Source organism: Paraburkholderia madseniana, from assembly GCF_009690905.1.
Lineage (GTDB): Bacteria > Pseudomonadota > Gammaproteobacteria > Burkholderiales > Burkholderiaceae > Paraburkholderia > Paraburkholderia madseniana.
In genome coordinates, this window is the sequence record NZ_VOSW01000001.1 from 13,903 (window position 1) to 36,763 (window position 22,861).

The following is a 22,861-nucleotide window of genomic DNA, read 5'->3' on the forward strand; positions in this document are numbered from 1 at the left end:
GGGTCATGGTGTGAGAAAGTCCAAACGAAACACGCCAACGAAATTCGGATTGCCGTCGAGCGGCTGCCAGCGGGAATCTTTCCATTGCATCAGGTCGGAGACGGCCACGGCGCGCAGACCGGTATCGGTCGGCGTAACGGTGCCTGTGTGATAAGCGATGTAGCGATCCAGCCAGATCATCAGATGCTGGTCGTCGCCCTGGTCGAAGAACAACAGGTCGCCAGGCAGCGCCTGGTTCACGTCCTTCGAAACAAAACGGCTATTGCGTTGAATCAGTGCGATCGCCGACGCATACGCGCCGGTGGACCCGTCGAGCCGCGTCCAACGATTCGCGATTCCGCGTTGCGACGTGGACAGTTGCAATTCGGGCGGCATGCTGCTGGTGTCCGTGAGACTGGTCATGCCGTTCGCGCGCAACCATTTGGTGTCATGCGGCTTGAGCGTCTCGCCGACGGCAAAGCGCACGAGGCCTGCGCAATCGCGTTGCGTCCAGCGCGGCGTCGGACCGCGGCGCATTTGCTGGTCGACGATGCGCACGAACCACGCGCGAAATGCGGCGGATTGCTGCGGGGAGAGCGCGTCGGGGTCGGGCGATGCGGTTGTGCTGGTGAGCGCGTTCGCGTACGGCGCGAGGCTAGCCATGACGAGCGCTGAAGCAGCGCGCGCGAGCCAGATGCGGCGTGCCGTGCGGGCATTCGTCGCGAATGCCACGTCGGGGACGTGAAGGCAGCGCACTTAGTCGCCCTCGGTGCCGGGCTGATCTGCAGGCGAGTCTGCTACTCCCGCGGTGGCGCCGGCATCCGCACCCGCCTTCGCGCGATCGAACCACCACTCCACCGGGACCCAACTCGTCGACCCCGGCAAGCTCTGCGGCAGCGTCAACGAAACCGGCGGGTAGTGTGCCAGCGCATGCAGCTTCGGCACGAGATGGGTGCGCGACGCATTGCGGAACACCGCTTCCTGATCCGCCGGCAATGCCGCGCCCGCTTCGCGTTCGATCAACGCAGCCGCGGAGGAAGGTGTCAGCGTGAGAATCGTGCGCGGCAGACGCTGCGGCGCGAGCGTATCGGCCAGCGCCGGATAACGCTTGTCGAGCACGGCGAGCGTGTCGTCGACTAGACGTGAATCAGGGGAGAAAATTAGATAACCATGCGCCAGCGCGAGCGTCACCGGGAAATAGCGCTCCGCCGACAGTTGCGATGCGAACGACGCCTTGCTGGACAGCGCCGTACCGGAGAGCGCGCTGACCTGCCGTTGCCACACGGTAACGCCGGCGCCCTGGTCGTGCTTCGTGACCGGCAAGCGGCGATAGCCCGAATCAGCCTCGCCGGATTTAGCGGCCTTCGCCTCGTACGCGCCGATCACGTCGCCAAAGGTCTTACCGAGTGCGCTCTGCAGCGCAGCGATGCTCGCCGCGTCCTGTGTCTTCACGCGAGCAACGAACACCGGCGCAACCAACGTGGACTTCGCATACCAGCAGACGGCCGCGGGACCGGTGAGCTGATCGCCGATCGCAGCAGCGCCATCCGCGCCCACATCGGCCACCTTGCCCAACAGGCCCGACGCTTCTTTCCAGTCCGCCGGCAAGCTCGTGCACGCAGCCGGATTGGCCGGCAACGCGCGCCACAAGTCGGCGCTATTCCACGCTTGCGGCAACTTGCCCGGCTCGATCAAAGCGGCAGTCTGCCAGTTCGCCGCAGCGCTGCCGTTCGGCGAAAAATCGAATCGCAGTGCGTCGATGCCGGAGAAAAATGCCTGATAACCAAACGACAAATAATTGGCCGACACCACCAACCGGTGGCCCTTCGGCGCATCGCCCGGCGCGTCCAGCTGATAGGCGCGCGTCGCATCGTCGCGGCCGGAAGAAAGCATCTCGGACACGGCGTCAGCCCGCTCGCCCAGCAAGCTGCCTTTCGCGTCGAGCAGCACGCCCGGGGCGGACATCACCACAAGGCGGTCGTCCTTCGTGGCAAACAGAATCGTGCGGCCAACCGCCAGCTTCAACGCGTACACTGGTACGTCGCCGGAGAGTTTGGCGACCTGGCTCAACTGCGAGTCGCTCGCGGCGACGTTGCCGAAGCCTTGCAGCAGCTTCGCCAGGCCGTTACGGTGCATCGACATCACCCAGTAACCGAGGCGGCCGTCCGGCGAGCGCCACAGCAGCACATGCGCGGGTTCGTCGAATACGCGGCGGATCAGTTCATCGCGCCAGTCGAGTTGATGTTCGAACGCGAGACGGCGCAGCGCGCCTTCTGTGGACAAGCGTGTGTCGTTTGATTCGTAATAGTCGACGAAGTCTTGAGTCAGCACGTCGTGTAACAGCGGCACACGTAAAATGTCGCGCGGCAAACGTGAGAGCGCTTCGCTGTCGATCACCGCATCCGGGTGATGAATATCAAGCACGATTTCGCTGGTCCCGGCGGCTTTGCGATGCCCGAATGGACGCCACACCGCCTGAATGACGATGCCGGCCACGACCAGAAGACCGACTACCAGGATTGCAATCTTTTTTCGCGACATCTTCATCTGATTTTTTCTGGTTCGATGCGACGGTATTAACGTGGATGGCCGATGAATTAACTCACCGAAATCATTCGCCGAAGGCAGCGATGATAACCGATATTTTTAGCCCAAAACCAGCGGGACTCTCCATTTAACATTCAGCCATGTTTCAGGAGTTTGACGGAAATATTGAACAAGCGAAATTAAATCTTTAGAAAGCGGGCTCGTTTGAAGCAGCGGCTTGAGTTAAACGGTGGCTGAAAGCGGCGGCATACAAAGGAAGGGATGCTTGCGCCCGCTGCCGGCTTGAACAGCGCAAAAGAGAGCCCGCTGGCGTAGTCCGGCTAGGCGTGGCCTGATGCCTCTTTACCGGATCGGGATGGTTATGCTAAATCTCAGCGACTTAGCACCTGCATAAAAAAACCCGGCTACGCACAACGTGCTCACCGGGTTATTTCATGTATTGCCCTTACTGCTTTACCGCCAATATTATGTTAGCCGCGTTAGCTGTCATCAAAACAGTGCGAGCGCCTGCTTCATTCTCTGCACGCCGGTTTCGATTTCGGCGACACCGGGCGCTGCAAATGACAGGCGCAGTGCCGTCAAATCGATATTGTCTTTATAGAAAGCGACGCCCGGCACGAACATGACATTGCGCTCGATACAGGCGCGCAGCGTGTCGGACGCATTCTGACCGCCCTTCAATCGCGCCCACACGAACATGCCGCCGGCAGGACGATGAAACGCGATGGCGTCACCCAGATGCTCATCGAGCGCATCGCACAGCGTGCGGCACTTCACGGCATACGCGTCGATGATCCTCGGCAGATGACGCTCCAGCGCTCCACTCGCGAGGTATTCGGCGGCGATCGCCTGGGTCCACGGCGAACTGCACAGGTCGACGGTCTGCTTGGCGACCACGCAACGGCGCAAAATTTCCGCATGCGCGATCATCCAGCCGACCCGCAAACCCGGCGCGACGATCTTCGACAGACTCGAAAAATGCACGACCCAGTCGCGTGAACCGGGCACCTGATCGCTCAACGCGAGCAGCGACGGCAGCGCCGCGCCGCTGAAACGCAGATCGCCATAGGGATCGTCTTCGACGATCAGAAAATGATGACGCGCCGCGAGCTTCAACAACGCCATGCGGCGTTCGAGCGACAAGGTCGCGCCAGTCGGATTGGCAAAGGTCGGGACGGTGTAGAGCAGCTTCGGTGGGCGAGCTAATGTGCCCGCTTCGAGCAACGCGGCAAGCGCGGCGACATCGAGTCCGTCCTGATCGACCGGCACCGTCACCACGTCCGCCTCCTGCAGCTTCAATGCCTGCAAGGTCGCCGGATAGGCAGGCTGTTCGACCAGCACCACGTCGCCCGGCGCGACCATCACGCGCAACAGCAGATCGAAGCCTTGCTGCGAACCCGTCGTGACGAGCAATTCCTGCGGCGTGCAAGGCGTACCGCGCCGCGTCATCAAAAGCGCGAGTTGGTCCTTGAGGACAGCGAGGCCATCAGTCGGCCCATATTGCAGGCAGAGCGTGGGCTGCTGCGACGCACGCGCGGCGGCCGCATCCAAACCCTCGCGATCGAACAGATCGCTCGCCGGATAGCCGCCGGCAAACGAAATCATGCCGGGTTGCGCCAGATACTTGAACAGCTCGCGGATCGGCGAACCGGTCGGCGCTTCGAATGCAGGATTGAACTTGAACATGGTGACGGGCCGCTTATTTCATCGATGGAAGATCCGCGTCGATTGTGGCCATCGTCCGGGTGGGCGGCAAACGATATCTACGCACTACGTATTGCGTTTTCCGCATCACCTCGAACGCGCGCGCTAAACCACGTTCTTCTCGACGATCGGCCGGTTTTCGAGCACACGAGTGAAACTCAGCGAACCAAGATCAAGCGTCGTATAGCGGCCATGAAGGATCAATTCGCTGACACCGCGGCCGGTTGCCGGGCCCTGCTGCAAACCGTGCCCGCTAAAGCCATTGGCAAAAATGCAGTTATCGACGTCCGGGTGGTAGCCGATGATTGCGTTCTGATCGAGCACGTTGTATTCGTAGTAGCCGGACCAGCAGTTCTGCACGCGCAGCGCCTCGAATTGCGGTACGCGATGCGCGAGCGTCGGCCAGATCACGTCGTCGAATAGTGCGTGATCGACTTCGTCGAGCGGCAAATCGTCGGGATCGTTATCCGCTGACGGCGATGTACCGCAAATGAACGAGTTGCCCTCAGGCCGGAAATACACGCCGCTGGGATCGATCAGCAAAGGACAGTGTTCGAGTCGCGCAGGCGACGTGACATTGAAAATACTGCGCCGTCGCGCGAACACCGGAAGATCGATGTCGGCCATCTGCGCGACTTTGCGCGACCAGGCGCCCGCCGCATTCACTACGAAATCGCAGGCGTAGACCTCACCATCCGCGGTTCGCACTTGCGTGACATGCTTGCCGTCGCGATGCAGCGCGGTCACGTCGGCGGCAATGTAGCGCGCGCCGAGCGCCTGCGCTTTCTTGCGCAGCGCCTGCACGAGGCCGTAACCATCGAACCAGCCCTCACCGCTTTCGCCGAAAGCGCCGGCAACGAGGTCGTCGGTATTGAGCCAGGGAAAGCGCGCTTGCAACGCGTCTTTATCGAGCAAACTGATATCGGCGCCAAGACGCTTTTGCAGCGCGTGATTCTCACGCAGCGTCGCCTCACCGGCGGGCGTGGCGAGAAACAGATAGCCGCCTTCGTGCAGATCGATCGAGGGCTTCGAGCCGTCGATTTCGAGCCGCTCGCCGATCGAGCGCAGAAACTCGATGCCAAATAGCGACATCTGAATGGAAAGCGGTGTAGAGAATTGCTGGCGAATGGATGCCGCCGATAACGCCGACGACGAACGCGCATACGTCGGATCGCGTTCGATCACCGTGACGCTGACCGACGGATCATTAAGCCGCAGAAAATACGCAATCGAGCTGCCGATCACCCCACCGCCGACGATCACGACTTTGGAACTCACGTCTCACTCCACGAGTAGCGTGGCCGCTCTGAAACGGCGGGCGGCGCAAACGAATTGCTGAAAGAAGTTGTGAACAGCGGCGCGTGGATGCGCCGCTGCTTTCTGCTGAATGCTCTACTGATCGACTGCTTTATCGCTGTATCGCTACTGGCCGGATCAGTCGATATTGAAGTCGATGCCCTGCGCGAGCGGCAACGCCGACGAGTAGTTGACCGTATTGGTCGCGCGGCGCATATAGGCCTTCCACGCATCCGAACCCGACTCACGACCGCCGCCGGTTTCCTTCTCGCCACCGAACGCGCCGCCGATTTCCGCACCGCTCGGTCCGATGTTCACGTTAGCGATACCGCAGTCGCTGCCCGAGTCGGACAGGAAACGTTCAGCTTCGCGCAGATCGGTCGTGAACACGCACGACGACAAACCGTGCACCGCCGCATTGTTTGCATCGACCGCATCTGCGAAATCCGAATAGCGCAGCACGTAAAGAATCGGGGCGAAGGTTTCTTTCAGCACCACTGCCGTTTGCGACGGCATTTCGACGATCGCCGGACGCACGTAGTAACCGCCTTCATGGCCCTTCACCTCGACGCGCTCGCCGCCGAACACCTTGCCACCTTCGGCCGTAGCCTGCTGCAGCGCTTCCTGCATGCGAGCGTACGATTGCTTGTCGATCAGCGGTCCCATCAGCGTGCCCTTTTCGAGCGGATTGCCGATCGGCACCTTGCTATACAACTGCTTCAGACGTTCGATGGTCTTGTCGTACACGCTCTCGTGCACGAACAGACGCCGCAGCGACGTGCAACGCTGCCCCGCCGTACCCACTGCCGAGAACAGGATGCCGCGCATCGCGAGTTCGTGATCCGCCGTTTGCGCGACGATGCCCGCGTTGTTGCCACCGAGCTCGAGCAGCGAGCGGCCGAAGCGCTTCGCCACTTCAACACCGACCGTACGGCCCATTTCCGTGCTGCCCGTTGCACTGACGATCGATGCGCGCGGGTCGGCCACCAACTTCGCGCCGACATCGCGGCCACCGTTGATCAGTGCGGTCAGGCCGGCCGGCGCGTCGCCGAATTCCTTCAGTGTTTCGCTGAGAATCTGGTTGACGGCAAGCGCGGTCAACGGCGTCTTTTCCGACGGCTTCCAGATCACTGCGTTGCCGCACACCAGCGCCAGCGCCGCGTTCCACGACCACACCGCGGCCGGAAAGTTGAACGCCGAGATCACGACGCACGTACCCATCGGATGCCAGGTTTCAGCCATACGATGGCCCGGGCGTTCCGAGGCGATCGTCAGACCGTACAACTGGCGCGACAGACCGACCGCGAAGTCGCAGATGTCGATCATTTCCTGCACTTCGCCCAAGCCTTCCTGCAGGATCTTGCCGGTTTCGAGCGTGATGATGCTGCCAAGTGCGTGCTTCTTTTCACGCAGACGGTTGCCGAGCAGGCGCACCAGTTCGCCGCGGCGCGGCGCCGGAACGTTGCGCCAGGCCGTGTATGCCTCTTTCGCATTGGCGAGGGCCGCGTCGACTTCCGCCACTGTGTTGCTGGCCACACGGCCGATGAGTTCGCCGGTAATGGGCGAATGAACCGCGATGTCGCCGGCTTGCGCCGCGTGGGCGATGCCGAGGTCGGCGAGGATGGTGGAAGCGTCCATGAGAATCCCTTTAATTTCCGATGCGAAACAAGAGTAAGTTCGGAAACTATACACGCGGGATTTTGCGGCGGCAAGGGTATTTGCCCCGGGGTTGGGTGGCGGATCGGGCTGGATGGGCTTGTGAGCTTGGTGCGCCGTAGAGATGGCGGGGCGTCGGGCGGTGTCGTGGGCCAGTGCTGCCGACACCCCGGCAGCGCGGTATGGCTTGTTCAGTCGTTTCTTATTGGAAATTCGCAAACGACCTTCACGCCTCGGTATCCCACTGCACGAGCAGCTCCGGCGGGATTGCCTGCACCACCTCGGCGTAGCGCTTGCCCACGAACTGCTCTGCGCGCCGTAGCAGCACCGGAATTGGGCTGCTGGGCTCGTGGGTTTCGAACCAATGCCGTGCCTCGCGCATTTTCTCCAGAGCCATCAGTCGATCAGTCGCGGACGTGCAGGCGCTCCGCATGGGCTGGCCCGGCTCGGCTGCATGCGGCGTTGTCGCAACCTGTACGGTAGTTGTAACGTCGAGTGGCGCACCCATATCGCCGACCTGCGTTACACAAGCGGCTGCGTCTTCCAGAACGCCGTCGTGCGCGGCCAGGCTTTCAATTGGCCGCGCAAACAGCCGCAGCACGTTACCGAGCGCGGACAGATCCGGGGCAAATGAATGCAGATGCAGTTCGGACCATGTCTCGATGCCCTCGAAACTCGCCAGCGCCTGATCGAATCCACTCAACACTGCGCAAGTCTGCGCGCGCAGATCGTCCAGTTGCTGTCGCACCGAGTCCTGCGAAAGCGCGTCGGCTGGGCGTGGTCGGGCAAATGCACGTTCCACGTCCCGGACCTGCAGGCGCGTAGCGGTCGACTTGACGAGGAATATTTCCCGCAGATCCGACAGCAGGCCATCGACGTCGGTTAGCGCCTGGAGTGCGTTCGATCGTATCTCTAACGCAGCATCGCGATCCGCATCCACCGCGAGTTGTGGATGGATCGTGTCGGGGTAGAGGTCGAGCCAGCTTGCCAGCAAAGCCATGCCCTCCGCGAAACCAGCACTGCCGGCCAGCTTTGTCCGGCTCCGAGCGAACAGCACGGCGAGCCGGATGGCGTTACAAAACGCTTCCAGGCGCAACCGAGCCCGTGCAGGGGCCGAGTCTGGCGCCGTTCGAGCGTGCGAAGGCCATCAGGGATGTGTTTTTCACAGACCCAGGACAGAAGAAACTAGCCTGGAAAGCCGATATCACCATCCCTGAACTCGACCCGACGATCACCGGACTCGTGCTCGACATTGACGGTCAGAGCGAGCAATACCAGCATGGCCCCGTCCGGCCGTTTTCCATAACTTGGCCCGGGCCACGTGGCGGTGCGCATGCGGAAATTACAGCGAACCCGCGCATTCGTCCGGATACCTCAACGATTTCGACCGACGGCCCGTGGGCGCTGTTGCGTCTGCTAAGCAAAGGGACGCTGATCAATACGGCGACCCGTGGCCGCACACGCGTTGAGTTCGATTTCGACGGACGCAAGGCCGTGCTCGATATTGCGAGTGCGGGCAGTGTCGCCAATCCACTGACGGGCGATGTGCTGAGGGGATTTCAATGCCCCAGTTCCATGGCGATGTTCAGTTTGCCGGATAGCGGACCGCCGGTGGGGTTGCCGCCAGGGTTGCCGGTCACCCAGGCGGTGAATTGACAGGGGAAAGGACCGCCAAGGTTATCGAAGAGCAGTTCATTGGTCTCATGATTGCCCCTCAAATCTCCTGGGCCAATCCTGCCGCGTAGTTCGCGCAAACAACTCTCCCAGAGTTCAAGCAAGCGCGGCCGTAGCCCGCATAGTCAGATAACCTTCGTGGTCTTTGGCCCACAAGTCGACGGTCCTACCGTCGGCAGCCGGTTTGCCGCATACCGTAAAAGGCTGGCCAGCGAAGGTAGGCCGCAACGCCTTGAACGCAAAGCTCTGCACCACCGCGTCCGGTTGTTCACGACGCACCAGATCAACCAGGAGTGTCGCGATCAGCGGCCCGTGCACGATCAGCCCGGGATAGCCTTCCACCTCGGTCACATACGGGTAGTCGTAGTGAATGCGATGGCCGTTGAAGGTCAACGCGGAGTAGCGGAACAACATCACAGCGTCCGCATCGATCGTACGAGTCCACGTTTCGCCCTCGGGTGCGAGCGCCGCTTGCGGTGGCCGGGCGCCCTCTTGTGGCGCATCGCGATAGACAATGTCGTGCTCTTCTTCGAGCTTCAGTTCACCACCAACTTCGATCGCGTGCTGCACCGTCACGAACACGAGACGGCCCGAGCGGCCGGTCTTGTCTTCGATATTGGCGATGGTCGACGTACGTTTCGCATGCTCGCCGACTTTGAGCTGCGCATGGAACGTCAGGCGGCCACCGGCCCACATTCGGCGCGGCAACGGCACCGGTGGCAAAAAGTCACCGCGCTTCGGATGACCGTCCGGACCGACCTCGGACAGCGGCGCGATCGGCAGAAAGTACAGCCAGTGCCAGAGAGGTGGCACCGTATCGCCACTTTCTTCCCGGTCCAGGGTGGCAGCCATTGCCGTCAGCGGAAACGCGGTGATGTCGTCTTCGGTCACCGCTTCCTTGTTGAGCCAGTCGTCGAGTTTCTCTAGGGAAGCAGACATGGGCAAAGTCTCCAAACACACTGATTGGACGAAATAGGTCTTACGATAAACCTTGCGGCAGGTTTCGCGAAGTTTGCATTTTCGAACCGGGCCTTCGCTTTTGCTTAAGACGCTCCGGACACCCACGCGGCGGATTGGAGCGGCTCGGCCATAACGATGCGGGAATTGGAGAGCAAGAGTCGGAGTGCGTGGCCTTGGGCGTGTGCTTACACTCGGTCATGGTTCGATGAATCGCCTTACGGAGAATGCTCATGAATACGGTCGCGAAGGATCTGCACTCACAGTCGCCGGAGTTGGAACTGGAACTGGGGTTCGAGCCCGATCTGAAACACGCTGGCGCATGGGAGTCAGGCTCCAGCACCGTCACCGGTTCGCTTACGCAGCGCGTCGACGCGATCGACTGGTTCGATGTCGAAGAAGAACTGAACGGATATGGCTGCGCGATGCTGCGCAATCTGCTCAGTGCGCAGGAATGCGACGCGCTGACAGCGCTCTATCCGCGCGACGATCTGTACCGCAGCCGCGTCGTGATGGCGCGCCATGGCTTCGGTCGTGGTGAATACAAGTACTTTGCGTATCCGCTGCCGCAGCTGGTGGCGAAGTTGCGCGCCGAGCTTTATCCGCGCCTCGCGCCGGTCGCGAATCGCTGGAACGAGGCGATGAATATCGATGTCCGCTATCCGGTCGCCCACGGCGAATTTATCGAGCGCTGTCACGCCGCCGGCCAGCTGCGTCCAACGCCCCTGATTCTTCAATACGCCAAGGACGACTACAACCGCCTGCATCAGGATCTATACGGCGAACACGTGTTCCCGCTTCAGGTCGCGATTCTGCTTTCGGAGCCAGGCCAGGATTTCACGGGCGGCGAGTTCGTCATGACGGAGCAGCGTCCGCGGATGCAGTCGCGCACGGAAGTCGTGCCGCTCGGCAAGGGCGACGCAGTGGTGTTTGCGGTTCATCACCGGCCGGTGCAGGGCACGCGCGGCGTGTATCGGGTGAATCTGCGACACGGCGTGAGCCGCCTGCGGTCGGGTCACCGGCACACGCTCGGGGTGATTTTCCACGACGCGACCTGATTGCGCTCCACACGATGACCACCCGTCCCGGCTGGACGCGCCGCCAAGCCACGGACCGGTCCCGCGTTCAATTGGGCGCTTAGGCGTAGGAGCGCGTAAGCGGCGATGGGATTCGGATTCTGTTTGCCCACGGCGTTAAGGGACGGTAGCTGTTGTGAACTTGTCCACAGAAAATGTTCGCAAGCCTGTGGATAACAACCCCACAACAGCACCAACTACTTGATCCACTTAACTTCCTAAGCGCTGCACGCTGCGCGCCGAAAGGCGATTCCCCTCATCCCGCGACGATCTCGAACCACGCGCCATGCGTGCGATCACGGTCGAGCACTCGCGACTGCGCTTTACCATCAGCGCGCAAAGCGACACCCAACACCCCTTCCCCACGCGTGGCGAGTTGCCGGCGCAACGCCGCGCCTTCGGGGGTAACACTCGCGGCATCGACATGCACGGGGCTCAGCAACACAACCGACGCATCACCAATCGACACCGTCGCCGACGCTGCCCCCAGCCCCGGCAAAGCCACCGTCCGCGCGTCCGCAAAACCAAGCAACGCCCGATACCGCTGCAAACTCGCCTTCAAATCCTCCACAGCGACCGTCAAGCTCGCCACCCCTCGCACACCGTTCGCATGTTCACGCACTGCGCCTTCAGCCACACGCAGATCACGCGGCGTGATATCCCCGCACAGGAATGGCAAGTCGCTGGTTTGCGGGCGGCCGGTCTGCCACTCGAGCCGCGCGCCGTCCGGGCGGACGCGCCCACCTGCCTGTGGCCCGTCGTATTGCAAGCCCCGCCCATGCGCGGCGTCAATCACAGCACCCACGCTCGACGGCAACAACGCGTAATCAACAAATCCATCGCCATGACGCTGCCCCACATCCCACCAGCGACGCTGCGGCGCCGCCTGCAAGAAAGCGATCAGCTCGATGTAACTGCCGTCGGCGAAACCGATTAGCGCGTTGTGCGTCACGCCATCGGCATGGGTACCGCCTTGCTGCACGGTGAAACCGAGCGCCGTGAAATCTTCAATGGTCTGCGTCAGGTCGTGGACGCGAATCACAATGTGGTCGAGTAAAAGGCTCATGGCACAAAAGACGTGAATGTTGTGAATGTTCGGAGCGTTCGACATACAGCGAAATACCTACTTCTGGGCAACCGTCGCCTTACTCTCAAGCAACGCCCACTTGTCGTTCTTCACCACCACGTTGATGTTTTTCACGCCGATCACACGACGCGTCGCCGGATCGAAATTGGCCTTGCCGAACACGACGCTCGGAATGTCATGCAGCTTCGGCAGCGCATCGCGCACGGCTTTGCGGTCGGGGCCGCCGGCGCGCAGCGCATAGGCGGCGATGATGACAGCGTCATACGCATAAGCATTGAAAGCGTCCGGCTCACGGTGGTATTTCGCCTCGAAGCGTTTGACGAAGCTTTGCACTTCAGGCCCGGATTCACCAGGGAAGAAGCTGGTGTTCGTCGCCACACAGTTGACAGCCGTCCCGCCGAGTTCGAGGAATTTCGGCGAATACACGGAACTGGCTGCGGCGATCGGCAGGTTGATACCGCTTGTGCGCGCCTGGCGGGCGATCTGCGCGCCGTCGGAGTAGTATGAGATCAACACGATGCCATCCGGATTCGCAGCGCTCACGCGCACCAGCGTCGCGCGGAAATCTTTCTCGGCCGACTGATAGCCCTCTGCCGCCACGACTTGCGCACCGCGTTCGTTGGCGGCTTTGACGAAGACGTCCTTGCTGGTGCGTCCCCAGTCGGTGTTCAGATAGAGCACGGCGATGCGCTTGAGGCCGAGCGTTTTCACGGCGAGGTCGGCAAGCAGCGGCTGGGCGTCGGCCTGGCTGACTGACGGGCTCCAGATGTAGTCGCCGCCTTTGGTGAAGTCAGGATGCGAGTTGGTGAAACCGAGTTGCACGAGGCCGGCATGCTGATAAGTCGGCGAGGCGGCCATCGAAGCCGGACTGGAGAAGTCGCCGAGTTCGATCAGGATGCGCGGGTCGTTGACGAATTTCTGCGCGATCGTGATGGACTGGCGCGGGTCGCTCTGGCTGTCCTCGAAGACGTAGTTCAGCGGGCGGCCGTTGATGCCGTTGTGGCTGTTGATCTCATCCAATGCAAGATCGAAGCCGGCTTTCCATTGCGCGCCGTACTGAGCGTTCTGTCCGGTCAGCGGGCCGCTGACGCCTATCAGGATCGGATCGCCCGAAGGTGGCGCTGCGATTGCCGTTGTCGTCGTTATTGCCGATGCGGCCAGCAGCAGAAGTGTCGTGATGCGAGTGGCCCATGATGGGCGCAGGTTTGATGTATTCGACATGGCTCCAGGCTCGGTTTGCATGAGATTGGAGTGAGTGTCGGATTTGCCCCGGCTTCGGGCAACCAAGCGATTCGCATAACGTTATGCGGCCATGGAACTTGTCCACAGAAAATGTTCGCAAGCCTGTGGATAACATTCCTGCAAACGCGCCAAGTACTTGATGTATTTAACTTCTCTCGCGCTGCACGCCGGCGTGACCGCGGCTCGCGCGGTCACACCATTCACATCAAAGGTAAGCGGACTTCGCGGCGCTGCGGCTCGCGGGAGCCAGCAATTTGCTTCGCTCGACGAGGGCGCCGAACAGCAGCCCAACTGTCGTCCACATAACCACCTGCATGCCGATGGCCGCGACGCGGAACTTCCACAGCAGCACCGCCGGGAAAGCCGCCGGCACTTCGTTGATCGTCGGCATCGACAGTTGCACGGCAGCAATGATCACGACGAACACCAGGCCCGCCACAATCGAGCCATTCCACGCGCCCAGCTTCAGCGCCGCGCGGCGCCGAACCTTCAGCGAGAACACCATTGCGGCCAGCGAGATCGCGATCATCAGGAAGAACAAGCCGGTCCGCGTCCCGATCGTCTCGGGGTCGCCCACCGAAGGGGGATTCGCCGGGTACTTGATGTTCGGAACGATCACCAGCGCAATAAACGCGCCAAGCGCGAGCCATGCGGACAACGCGCGCGCACTCAGCGCGCCGACGCGGCCATACGCATACGCGAACACCAGCGAGAACAGGCCACCGAACGCGGCGCCGTACGTGACCACGCCAGTCAACAATCCCAGGCCCGCCTGGGTGCCGCGGCTCACCAGTTCGGATTCGGGCGCTTCGCCTTTGGCGGCGTCGGCCTTTTCCTCGAAGGAAATCGCCTGGTCGACCTGCGGTTCGCCCACCAATCTCGCGAAGCCGAACGTGAGCAATCCCGCGGCGATGCCTGCAAGCATCCCGCGTACCAACAATTTACCAACCATGTTCGACTCCGTTAGTGGCAGGGAAAGCCGAGCAGATGGCGGCCGTCGTGCACGAATTCATGCACATACATGCCAGGCACCAGCGACGTGGCACCCTGTTCCGCACCAACGAAATACAGCGCGAGCAACAGCAGCAAGCCGCCAAACACGACCCAAGGCAGCAATTCACGCAGCGGAATCGGCGTGGGTTGGGCGACAGGCTGTGTCGTGGAATCGAAAACAGCGTTGGTCATAATTGACATCTCCTGGGGGTAACGCGCCCCGATAGTCGATTGAAGAGGGATGGTGCGAAGCTCAGGTCTGGCTTTCGGCTCGTGAATGCCGATTACAGTGGCGCGACCGCGCCGGGCTCTCACCGGCTTCCGTGCTTCGCAGTGACGCTATTCTACGCGCTAAACTTTGCCTCCCGGCAACGTAAAGCATGCACGCGGCGTCCCGCTTTAGTCCGGTCTTTATGGAAATCAACTGAATGGACACACGGCTGTTACTGATCAGCCACGCATCGACCGCGGCGATGCGCGCGGGCCGCTTCCCCGCCGACGACCCGCTCGATGCACGTGGCCTCGCCGAAGCGGCCGCCGCACGAGCACGCCTGTCGATTCCGGACGACGCGGCGGTTTTCGTCAGCCCGGCCGTTTGTGCGCGCGACACGGCGTCGGCCCTGGGGCTCGGTGCCGCGGCATTGGGCCAAGGCACATCGGTCGACAAAGGACTGGCGGATATGCACTACGGCCTGTGGCATGGCCGCCGCCTTGCCGATCTCGCGCTCGAAGCATCGCACGACCTCGCCACTTGGACACATGATCCCGACGCAGCCGCGCACGGCGGCGAGTCATTCAGTCAACTCGTGAAGCGGGTGGGACAGTGGCTCGATGCGCTAAACGGTGCGTTGAGCGAGGGCGTCATACTAGGCAACACGCAAAACGTGGTCGCCGTCACGCACGCGCCTGTGATCCGGGCCGCGATCGTTCATGCGCTTGGAGCGCCGCCGGCCGTGTTTCCACGCATCGAGATCGCGCCGCTCTCGATGGTCGAGTTGCGACGCTCGCGACGCGGCTGGACATGGTGGCCGGCGTCGCAATAAGGGCCGCGCGCGGACAGCCCGAAACGCATCTGCCCACTCATTTGCCCGATACAACCAGCCGCAACTTGCTCGAATCAGCCCGCGTCAATGTGATATCGGTCCGTTTGGCGCGCGTGCCCAGATAAAAATGCTGACGTCCGGGTGAATTCTGGTCATGCGTCGCGTCCGGCAGGCACGAGGCGATGTCCGCCGCGACGCCCTGCAGCGCGTCCGCACTCGAACCGGCGTCGTGATGCGGCGTCCACGTGCATTGATAACTCCCGCGGCTCGCCGAACACTGGGCGTCATCGCCGTAGGGTTGCGCGACGCCCTTGCCGTCTTCCGGTGTCAGTGAAGCCAGGCCGTCCGGCGCAGCCGCAACGATCCGTTTGAGCGATGCGCACGGGCTAGGCGCATCGTCGGCATTCGCGCTGCACGGCAGCAAGGCGCTAAGCGATACAGCGGCGATCGTGGCCGCGAGGATTCGGGTCTTGTTCATGTCGGCACAGTCCTTTGAAAGCTGGCCTTATCGCAGTAGCACGCTTCATGCCTTGCCGAACAACGCCGCCAGCCCCTGCACCGATGCAAAAATCCCCTTCGCATCGTGCCCAACGCCGTCGATCACAAACGTACGATGCTTCGCCGCCCCTTCCGGATGCCTCGACGCCATATAGCGCGCGTAAGCCAGTCCGCGCCCCAGTCGATGCTCACCTTGCGTCTGCGCAGCGCATGAACGGTCGAGTGCCGGATGCTGCGGATCGCAATCCGCGCCGCCGAGCAGCACAGTGACATCACGACGCACATAGCGCGATTCGAGCGCATCAGCCGAGCCCGCCTCACGGTCACTCGAAGCATAGGCCGGCAACTCCTCGAGCCCGTACTTCCAGCGATTGAACGACGGACACGCCGCCGCATCGAACGCCGCGAATGCACCGGACGCGGTCGGCCGCATCGCATCGAAGTACACATACGACGAAGGATTCGCGACCACATAGCGCAGCGCGATTCCGCGCGCGACGAGCGGCGCCTCACCCCGCGTCACCACGGCATAGCGCTGCACCACCTGACCACCACCCGAATGCCCGGCGATCACCACCTCGGTTAGCGACGCAAACTGCTCGCGCGACGCCAGCGTCTGCAGGATGGCGTCGAGTACATCGAACGAACTGAGCGGCGCCGGACCTTCGGCGTTGTCGCCACCCATCCAGCCAGCCCATTCCCAATGCAGCGTGGATGACGGCAACACATGCGCGCTAACGTCGGCACTCGCGAGGAATTGCGGCACGATCAGCAGCGTATCGGCTGCATCGCCACCAGCAATTGCGCACGCGCGCTCCGCCAGATGGAAGTACGTGTCCGCGTTGCGCAGGCGTCCGTGAATCAGAATCACGGCACGCTTGACGTCACACGTCGGCGCAAGCCAGTCGCCGTTCGCGAACACCGGCACGGTGCCGCTGCCCGCAGGCGTCGCGACACTCAGGTGCCGGCTGGCGACGACAGCGACCGGACGTTCATTCGGTGCGCGTTCGTCATCTGTTATCAAAGGCTGGGTCATGCAATAAGCTCGTGGGTCATCTAATCAGTCTGGCTAGTGGCGGTTAACGCGTGACGAACTTCGCCGTTGCGCCGCCCGGCTCACGTCCCGAGCGCGTGAAATACACCATCGCGAGCGACACGCAACCGGCAAAAATCAGGTAGAACGCCGGCGTCAGACTGCTGCCGGTCAGATGCGTCAGGCCGGTGATGGTGAGCGGCGCCATGCCGCCGAACAGCGTCACCGCAATGTTGTACGACAGCGCCACGCCCGCCGAACGGCTGCGCACCGGAAACAGCGTCGCGAGCATGCCGGGGTGCGAACCGGACATGGCGGCGAGGAACACCGTCGCGACCATCTGCGCGATGAACAGATGCCCCGGCGTGGGATTCGTCACGACGAAGTGATAAAGCGGATATACGCAGACCATCCACGTGATTACGATCGGATAGAACAGCCGGTACGCGCCGTAACGATCGGCAAGCTTGCCGGACAGCGGAAACAGGAACAGATTCAGCACGCCCGACACAAACGCGCCGAGCAGCGCGGTGGACAGCGGCAGATGCAATTGCCGCTCGACATAGACCGACAAATACGAGTGCCACACATAATTGGTCGCCGCGCCGATGATGATCACGCCCATCGCGCAAATCGCCGCGTCTCCGTTATCGTGGAAGAACTGGCGCACCGTTGCGCGCGGCGGCTTATCCTTTTGATCGAGCAAGCGCTCGAACTCCGGCGATTCCGCCACGCGATGCCGGATGTAGAAACCGAACGGCCCCGCCAACGCGCCGAACAGAAACGGCAGGCGCCAGCCCCACGCCACCAGTTGCTCATGCGTGAGCTGCGTGGTCAGCAGATAGCCGACGCCTGACGAAAGCAGCAACGCGAACGCCTGCGCCGACATATTGAAGCTGCCGTAGAACATCTTCTTGTGCGGCGGCGCGTACTCGACCAGCATCGCCGATGCCGTCGCGAACTGCCCGCCCACCGAGAGCCCTTGCAACAGCCGCGCGAGCACCACGAGCAACGGCGCCGCGATGCCGATGCTGGCATAACCCGGCGTGAGGCCCATCAACAGCGTGCTCGCCGCCATCGAAATGATCAGCAGCGAGAGCGCTTTGCGCCGCCCCGCCCGGTCCGCGTAAATACCGAACAGAATGCCGCCGATCGGTCGCACGATAAAGCCGACGGCGAACGTGGCGAGCGTCAGCATGATCGACACGAAGCCACTGCCGCCGGGAAAGAACACCAGCGCGATGATCTTCGCGAAGTAGCCGTAGATCAGAAAATCGAACCATTCGAGCCCGTTGCCGAGCACCGAGGCAAAGATCGCGCGCCGCACCATCGCCGGGCTCAGTCCGTTCGATGCCTCCGTAGCGGACGCCGCATCGTCACGCTGATTCAAGCTCGCCCCGCTCATTGCTCGCATCCTTGGGTGTCGAACATTGCCGACAATGCGCAGACCGACGTCAGCATGCGCGCGCCGTTGTGACCCACACCCGGCACGATATGAAAGCTCTGCTTCAGCCCTTCCGGGTGACGCGACTGGAGGTACCGGTAATACGCCTCGGCACGCGCGACACGCTGCGGACCTTGCGCTTCGGCGGCACAGCTTCTATCGAGCGCGCTTTGCTGTGGATCGTCGTCCGCGCCGCCGACCAGGTAGTCAATACGGCGCGAGGCATAAGTCGCTTCGAGTTGTGCGGGCGAGCGGTCGTCGAGGTATGGCGGCCGATTGTCCATGCCGTATTTCCATTGATTGAAATCGGCGCATTGCGCGGCATCGAACGGCGCTGCTACACCTTGCGTGGTCGGCCGTTGTGCATCGAAATACGCATACGTCGACGGACTCGCCACCACGTAGCGCACATCGATGCCCTCATTCGTCAGCACGTCGATGTTATGCGCCGCCACCGCGTAACGCTGCACGACCTGCCCGCCACCTGAATGCCCCGCGAATACGACGTGCCGCAGATTCGGAAACAGCTTGCGATCCGCAAGGCGCGTGACGATCGCGTCGAGCACCGCATACGAACTGATGGGCTGCGGAGCCCGCGCCGCTTCGCCGCCCATCCACGCGTCGCCGGTCCAGCGCAGCAGATCGGCCGGTTCGTGATGCACGCGAACGTCGAGCGTGGCAAGGAATTGCGGCGCGATCAGAAGCGTGCTGTCGGGATCCGCGTGGGCGGCGTCGCGTGCATTCTGTGCCGTACGGAAGTACACGTCCGCGTTGCGCAATTTGCCGTGAATCACGATCACCGCGCGCGTTACCTGCGGTTGCGCGACGCTCCAGTCCTTCGACAGGTACAGCGGAAATTCAGCTTGCCCTTGCGGCGTGTCGATCACGAACCGTGTATCCGAGATCGTCGCCACCGGCTTCAGATGCGACTCGTAGGCATGCACCGCGAATGCCGGTTGCGTGAGCAATGCCAGCAAGGCGGTACCCACTGCCGCGCACCCCATCGCCAGACGTCGGGAAAGATTCAATGTCATGCAGCTTGCTCCTGATCACCGTGCACTGTCTTGAACGCGGTGCATAGTCAGATCCGTCGTTGGAAAGCTCAAAAACTCAGAACTGGTGGCGGATACCGAGCGTCACGCGGAAGGTCAGTTTGGCATGACTATCACTATCGTCTCCAGTCGATTTAGTTTTATGTCGCGGGACGCTCGAGCCTGCTTGCCGTGAGCAACGCGGGCCTCGATCGATGCGATAGACGAGATCGTAGGATTGGGCATGGTAAATGTAAAATACCTGTTTTATGCACCATCCATATTTATACGATATGGCAATGCACAGAACACAAGGCACGACCGAGGAGACAGGACACGATGGAGCTTCGCCACTTGCGCTACTTCCTGGCGGTTGCCGAGGAAGGCCAATTCACGCGTGCTGCCGAGCGGCTGGCCATGCAACAGCCGCCCCTCTCGCAGCAGATTCGAACGCTGGAGGAAGAGATCGGCTTCGAACTATTTGTGCGCATGCCGCGCGGCGTAAGCTTGACGCCCGCGGGGCAGGCCTTTGCGGAAGACGCACAACGCTTGCTGCAGGACCTGCAACAGTCGGTGGACAGGGCGCACCGGATTGCGCGCGGCGAGCTCGGCACGATCTCGATCGGCCTCACCAGTTCGGCGGCGTTCCATCCTTTTACGACGGAGACGATCCGGGCTTTTCGCGCGGTGTGTCCCGAGGTCGCCGTGGAGCTTGCCGAACTCAATGCGGCGGAGATTATCGAGCGTTTGGCCGCGGGGCAGATTCAGGCCGCGTTTCTCCGCAAGCCGGTCGATGTGCGCGAGGGCGTGGCGTTCGAGTTGTTGCTCGACGAGCCGATGGTGGTGGTATTGCCGGTCGGGCATCCGTTGCTGAAAGGAGCGGGCAAGAAACGGCCGCAGGTGTCGTTGAAGGCATTGGCGCACGAGGACTTCATTCTGGTGCGCCGGCCGGGCGCACCCGGCATGTATGCGGATATCCTGGCAGCATGCAGACAAGCCGGGTTCGTCCCGCGGATTGCGCGCGAGGTGCCGCGCATGGTGTCGGGGATCAATCTGGTCGCAGCAGGGTTGGGGGTGACGCTGGTGCCGGCGTCGATGCAACGTTACGACCAGGTTGGCACCGTCTATTGCACATTGACGAATCCCGCGAAGTTAAGTGCTCCGCTGCATCTTGCTTACCCTGCGGGACTGCGCAATAGCGCGGCGACCCGCTTTATCGAACTGGTGAAGGAGCGCGTTTACGGCTAAATGAGCCGGGCTTTTGCGACAGCGGCACGAAAGCCGCGCTTCACAAAAAATTCCGATTCAATAGCTTGCTAACGAATATTTAGGAAATACAATAGCGGCCATGTCGAATCTCGATACCTTGCGCCGCACCGTCAGCAGCACCCTGGTCGTCGCTGCCAGAAAATGGCGACGCACGAGCCATGGCGTGCTCGCGGCCGACGCAGCGGCGCCGCCCAATCCCCGGGATGCCGGGTAACGGGTTATGGTCTATCCCTCCGTCCGCGACTGGCTGTTCTCCGTCAAGACGTTTGCCGCGGCGATGATCGCGCTTTACATCGGTCTCTCGCTCGAATTGCCGCGCCCGTACTGGGCGATGGCCACCGTCTACATCGTGTCGAATCCGTTTGTAGGCGCGACCCGCTCCAAGGCGCTTTATCGTGCGCTCGGCACCATGCTGGGCGCGTCGGCCGCGGTGCTGCTGGTGCCGCCGTTCGTCGAATCGCCGTATCTGTTCAGCGTGATCGTCGCGTTGTGGATCGGCACGCTGCTGTATCTGGCGGTGGCCGATCGCACTGCGCGCAGCTACGTCTTCATGCTGGCGGCCTACACCATGCCGATCATTGCGCTGCCTTCGGTGACCAATCCAGGCGGCGTGTTCGATCTGGCAATCAGCCGCACCGAGGAGATCCTGCTCGGCATCGTGTGCGCGAGCATTGTCGGCAGTTCGCTGTTTCCCAGCCGGCTCGCACCCACCATCATCGAGCGGACCGACGCGTGGTTTCGCGACGCTGCGTTCTATGCGACCGAAACGCTGTCCGGGCGCATTGCGGGCTCGGCGATTTCGGGGGCCCGCCAGCGCATCGCGAGCACGATCAACGGGCTGGAACTGCTGCTGAGCCAGCTTGCCTACGACCACACCCGGCCGGACATCCTGGCGCGTGCTCACGAGTTGCGCGGGCGCATGCAGTTGCTGCTGCCGATCATGTCGGCGCTGGCCGATCCGCTGATCGCCCTCTACAACAGCGGCCGCCAGACATGGCCCGAGGGTCTCGAAACGTTGCTCAACGACGTCATCAAATGGTTCCATGCGCCGCTTCCTGAAGCCAGCGAAGGCTATCACCCCGACCCGGAAGCCAACGCATTGCGCGAGCGCATCGCCGCGATGCAGCCGCTGCCGGCCGCGCTGGCGACCTGGGACGGCGCGCTGCTTTCGAACGCGCTGTGGCGCATGAAACAGGTCATCGATATCTGGCAGGACTGCCGCTCGCTGCGCATCATCATCACGCGCGAAGAAGGCTCGTGGCGGCCACGTTTTCGCAATTGGCGGCTCGGTGGCACCGAGCAGTTTTTCGACCGCGGCATCATGCTGTTTTCGACGGTTTCAGCGGGCGCCGCCGTGATCATCGCGTGCAGTCTGTGGATCGGCTCAGGCTGGGCGGACGGCGCCAGCGCGGTGACGCTGGCCGCCATCGCGTGCTGCTTCTTCGCCGCGCTCGACGAACCCGCGCCCATGGTGTTCAAGTTCTTCGTCGCCACGGCGATCGCCGTGGTGGCCGCCGGTATCTATCTGTTCGCCGTGCTGCCTCACGTGCACGATTTCCCGATGCTGGTCGTCCTGTTCGCCGGGCCGTTCATCCTTGTGGGCACGCTAATTCCGCGTCCGCAGTTCAGCATGGTGACGGTGCTCGTGGCCGTCAATACGGCCACCTTCATCAGCATTCAGGATGCCTACTCGGCCGACTTCCTGATCTTCCTGAACAGCAATCTCGCGGGCCTTGCCGGCTTGCTGTATGCGTATCTGTGGACCCGCGCGACGCGGCCGTTTGGCGCCGAACTCGCGGCCTCGCGGCTGTTGCGCTCGAGCTGGGCCGACGTGGTGCTGACTGCGTCCACCCGGACGATCGAAGACCCGCGCAATCTCGCCGCGCGCATGCTCGACCGCCTGATGCAATTGATCCCGCGTCTTGCGGCCACGGACGACCACCGCCATCCGTCGATCGAAAGCTTCCGCGACCTGCGCATCGCCTTCAACGCGCTCGATCTGCGCCGCCTGACCGGCAAGCTCGGCGGCGAAGCGCCGGCCGCGATCGATCATGTCCTCGACGACGTGCGCGAATACTTCGAATGGTGCATCGACCAGCGCGCGCGCCAACCGGTGCCCGAGAGCCTGATGTCGTCGATCGATGCAGCCGTGGCGCGCGTCACCGCACAAGGCCTCGCCAATGCCGGTGCGCCGGGCCCGACCGCGCAAACCTCGGCGCGCAGATTGCGCGAGGCGCTGCACGCGCTGGTCGGCTTGCGTCTTTCGCTGTTTCCGGCCACGCTAATCACACCCACGCCGCCCGAACCGGAGGCCGCTGCCTGATGCGCCCGT

At 62.3% G+C, this 22,861-nt stretch carries 20 protein-coding genes, 1 pseudogene and 1 riboswitch; of the genes and pseudogenes, 6 read left to right on the forward strand and 15 right to left on the reverse strand.

Translation table 11 applies throughout. The features are described from left to right. Positions 1–3: 3 nt before the first annotated feature. From FSO04_RS00045 to FSO04_RS47335, 6 genes are all read right to left on the reverse strand, one after another. The gene (locus FSO04_RS00045; protein WP_414693358.1) at positions 4–735 is read right to left on the reverse strand and encodes a DUF1175 domain-containing protein; all 732 of its coding nucleotides are present in this window, start codon (positions 733–735) and stop codon (positions 4–6) included. After that, the gene (locus tag FSO04_RS00050) at positions 736–2,526 is read right to left on the reverse strand and encodes a DUF2138 domain-containing protein (protein WP_154557797.1); all 1,791 of its coding nucleotides are present in this window, start codon (positions 2,524–2,526) and stop codon (positions 736–738) included. It lies immediately after the preceding gene. A gap of 489 nt (positions 2,527–3,015) precedes the next feature. Continuing rightward, on the reverse strand, positions 3,016–4,212 hold the full coding sequence (locus FSO04_RS00055; RefSeq protein WP_154557798.1) for an aminotransferase-like domain-containing protein: 1,197 nt from the start codon (positions 4,210–4,212) through the stop codon (positions 3,016–3,018). 123 nt (positions 4,213–4,335) lie between these two features. Then, positions 4,336–5,508 (reverse strand): NAD(P)/FAD-dependent oxidoreductase, encoded by a 1,173-nt coding sequence (locus FSO04_RS00060; RefSeq protein ID WP_168435508.1) that lies wholly within the window; start codon positions 5,506–5,508, stop codon positions 4,336–4,338. 156 nt (positions 5,509–5,664) lie between these two features. Then, the gene (gene amaB / locus FSO04_RS00065; RefSeq protein WP_154557799.1) at positions 5,665–7,164 is read right to left on the reverse strand and encodes an L-piperidine-6-carboxylate dehydrogenase; all 1,500 of its coding nucleotides are present in this window, start codon (positions 7,162–7,164) and stop codon (positions 5,665–5,667) included. Between the two features lie 244 nt (positions 7,165–7,408). Further along, positions 7,409–8,239 carry a type VI secretion system protein TssA gene (locus tag FSO04_RS47335; protein WP_233464694.1) on the reverse strand — a complete coding sequence of 277 codons (831 nt, stop codon included), beginning with the start codon at positions 8,237–8,239 and terminating at the stop codon, positions 7,409–7,411. An 11-nt stretch (positions 8,240–8,250) separates the two neighbouring features. Here FSO04_RS47335 and FSO04_RS00075 point away from each other — a divergent pair. Continuing rightward, positions 8,251–8,838: pseudogene (locus FSO04_RS00075) on the forward strand (type VI secretion IcmF C-terminal domain-containing protein); the annotation flags it as partial. 114 nt (positions 8,839–8,952) lie between these two features. Here FSO04_RS00075 and FSO04_RS00080 read toward each other — a convergent pair. Next, positions 8,953–9,795, reverse strand: coding sequence for an HTD2 family dehydratase (locus FSO04_RS00080; protein WP_154557802.1), 843 nt, complete (start codon positions 9,793–9,795; stop codon positions 8,953–8,955). Between the two features lie 251 nt (positions 9,796–10,046). Here FSO04_RS00080 and FSO04_RS00085 point away from each other — a divergent pair, with 251 nt between their 5' ends. Further along, entirely contained in the window at positions 10,047–10,871 is an 825-nt protein-coding gene (locus tag FSO04_RS00085) for a 2OG-Fe(II) oxygenase (RefSeq protein WP_154557803.1), read from the forward strand. 274 nt (positions 10,872–11,145) lie between these two features. Here the strand turns inward: FSO04_RS00085 and FSO04_RS00090 are convergent, their stop codons facing one another. The 4 genes from FSO04_RS00090 to FSO04_RS00105 all read right to left on the reverse strand — a co-directional run bounded on the left by FSO04_RS00090 (position 11,146) and on the right by FSO04_RS00105 (position 14,403). Then, positions 11,146–11,955, reverse strand: coding sequence for a VOC family protein (locus tag FSO04_RS00090; RefSeq protein WP_154557804.1), 810 nt, complete (start codon positions 11,953–11,955; stop codon positions 11,146–11,148). A gap of 57 nt (positions 11,956–12,012) precedes the next feature. Continuing rightward, a complete protein-coding gene (locus tag FSO04_RS00095; protein WP_154557805.1) occupies positions 12,013–13,197 on the reverse strand; it encodes an ABC transporter substrate-binding protein in 1,185 nt (394 codons plus the stop codon). A gap of 226 nt (positions 13,198–13,423) precedes the next feature. Further along, positions 13,424–14,170: a CbtA family protein gene (locus FSO04_RS00100; RefSeq protein WP_154557806.1), complete on the reverse strand. Its 747-nt coding sequence runs from the start codon at positions 14,168–14,170 to the stop codon at positions 13,424–13,426. A gap of 11 nt (positions 14,171–14,181) precedes the next feature. Further along, entirely contained in the window at positions 14,182–14,403 is a 222-nt protein-coding gene (locus tag FSO04_RS00105) for a CbtB domain-containing protein (RefSeq protein ID WP_154557807.1), read from the reverse strand. A 53-nt stretch (positions 14,404–14,456) separates the two neighbouring features. Then, positions 14,457–14,544, reverse strand: a riboswitch (adenosylcobalamin (AdoCbl) riboswitch). Positions 14,545–14,639: 95 nt separating this feature from the next. Between FSO04_RS00105 and FSO04_RS00110 the strand changes: the two genes are divergently transcribed. Then, positions 14,640–15,254, forward strand: coding sequence for a histidine phosphatase family protein (locus tag FSO04_RS00110; protein WP_154557808.1), 615 nt, complete (start codon positions 14,640–14,642; stop codon positions 15,252–15,254). A gap of 37 nt (positions 15,255–15,291) precedes the next feature. Here the strand turns inward: FSO04_RS00110 and FSO04_RS00115 are convergent, their stop codons facing one another. The 4 genes from FSO04_RS00115 to FSO04_RS00130 are packed head-to-tail and all read right to left on the reverse strand — an operon-like array spanning position 15,292 to position 19,263. Beyond that, a complete protein-coding gene (locus tag FSO04_RS00115) occupies positions 15,292–15,732 on the reverse strand; it encodes a hypothetical protein (protein ID WP_154557809.1) in 441 nt (146 codons plus the stop codon). A 45-nt stretch (positions 15,733–15,777) separates the two neighbouring features. Then, a complete protein-coding gene (locus tag FSO04_RS00120; protein WP_154557810.1) occupies positions 15,778–16,788 on the reverse strand; it encodes an alpha/beta hydrolase in 1,011 nt (336 codons plus the stop codon). Between the two features lie 43 nt (positions 16,789–16,831). After that, a complete protein-coding gene (locus FSO04_RS00125) occupies positions 16,832–18,190 on the reverse strand; it encodes an MFS transporter (RefSeq protein ID WP_154557811.1) in 1,359 nt (452 codons plus the stop codon). Continuing rightward, complete coding sequence (locus FSO04_RS00130; RefSeq protein ID WP_154557812.1) at positions 18,187–19,263, reverse strand: alpha/beta hydrolase; 1,077 nt, start codon at positions 19,261–19,263, stop codon at positions 18,187–18,189. Before FSO04_RS00130 ends, FSO04_RS00125 begins: the two co-directional genes overlap by 4 nt. Before the next feature lie 336 nt (positions 19,264–19,599). Between FSO04_RS00130 and FSO04_RS00135 the strand changes: the two genes are divergently transcribed. The 3 genes from FSO04_RS00135 (at position 19,600) to FSO04_RS00145 (ending at position 22,852) form a co-directional block, all read left to right on the forward strand. After that, positions 19,600–20,508 carry a LysR family transcriptional regulator gene (locus FSO04_RS00135; RefSeq protein WP_154557813.1) on the forward strand — a complete coding sequence of 303 codons (909 nt, stop codon included), beginning with the start codon at positions 19,600–19,602 and terminating at the stop codon, positions 20,506–20,508. Between the two features lie 100 nt (positions 20,509–20,608). After that, positions 20,609–20,743, forward strand: coding sequence for a hypothetical protein (locus FSO04_RS00140; protein WP_429361537.1), 135 nt, complete (start codon positions 20,609–20,611; stop codon positions 20,741–20,743). Between the two features lie 6 nt (positions 20,744–20,749). Further along, the gene (locus FSO04_RS00145) at positions 20,750–22,852 is read left to right on the forward strand and encodes an FUSC family protein (RefSeq protein WP_154557814.1); all 2,103 of its coding nucleotides are present in this window, start codon (positions 20,750–20,752) and stop codon (positions 22,850–22,852) included. The last annotated feature ends 9 nt before the right edge of the window (positions 22,853–22,861 follow it).

Bases quoted from the DNA above. Each gene is read 5' to 3' on its own strand.
- FSO04_RS00050 (WP_154557797.1), bottom strand. From the start codon at position 2,526: ATGAAGATGTCGCGAAAAAAGATTGCAATCCTGGTAGTCGGTCTTCTG.
- FSO04_RS00055 (WP_154557798.1), bottom strand. From the start codon at position 4,212: ATGTTCAAGTTCAATCCTGCATTCGAAGCGCCGACCGGTTCGCCGATC.
- amaB (WP_154557799.1), bottom strand. From the start codon at position 7,164: ATGGACGCTTCCACCATCCTCGCCGACCTCGGCATCGCCCACGCGGCG.
- FSO04_RS00080 (WP_154557802.1), bottom strand. From the start codon at position 9,795: ATGTCTGCTTCCCTAGAGAAACTCGACGACTGGCTCAACAAGGAAGCG.
- FSO04_RS00085 (WP_154557803.1), top strand. From the start codon at position 10,047: ATGAATACGGTCGCGAAGGATCTGCACTCACAGTCGCCGGAGTTGGAA.
- FSO04_RS00090 (WP_154557804.1), bottom strand. From the start codon at position 11,955: ATGAGCCTTTTACTCGACCACATTGTGATTCGCGTCCACGACCTGACG.
- FSO04_RS00095 (WP_154557805.1), bottom strand. From the start codon at position 13,197: ATGTCGAATACATCAAACCTGCGCCCATCATGGGCCACTCGCATCACG.
- FSO04_RS00100 (WP_154557806.1), bottom strand. From the start codon at position 14,170: ATGGTTGGTAAATTGTTGGTACGCGGGATGCTTGCAGGCATCGCCGCG.
- FSO04_RS00105 (WP_154557807.1), bottom strand. From the start codon at position 14,403: ATGACCAACGCTGTTTTCGATTCCACGACACAGCCTGTCGCCCAACCC.
- FSO04_RS00110 (WP_154557808.1), top strand. From the start codon at position 14,640: ATGGACACACGGCTGTTACTGATCAGCCACGCATCGACCGCGGCGATG.
- FSO04_RS00115 (WP_154557809.1), bottom strand. From the start codon at position 15,732: ATGAACAAGACCCGAATCCTCGCGGCCACGATCGCCGCTGTATCGCTT.
- FSO04_RS00120 (WP_154557810.1), bottom strand. From the start codon at position 16,788: ATGACCCAGCCTTTGATAACAGATGACGAACGCGCACCGAATGAACGT.
- FSO04_RS00125 (WP_154557811.1), bottom strand. From the start codon at position 18,190: ATGAGCGGGGCGAGCTTGAATCAGCGTGACGATGCGGCGTCCGCTACG.
- FSO04_RS00130 (WP_154557812.1), bottom strand. From the start codon at position 19,263: ATGACATTGAATCTTTCCCGACGTCTGGCGATGGGGTGCGCGGCAGTG.
- FSO04_RS00135 (WP_154557813.1), top strand. From the start codon at position 19,600: ATGGAGCTTCGCCACTTGCGCTACTTCCTGGCGGTTGCCGAGGAAGGC.
- FSO04_RS00140 (WP_429361537.1), top strand. From the start codon at position 20,609: ATGTCGAATCTCGATACCTTGCGCCGCACCGTCAGCAGCACCCTGGTC.
- FSO04_RS00145 (WP_154557814.1), top strand. From the start codon at position 20,750: ATGGTCTATCCCTCCGTCCGCGACTGGCTGTTCTCCGTCAAGACGTTT.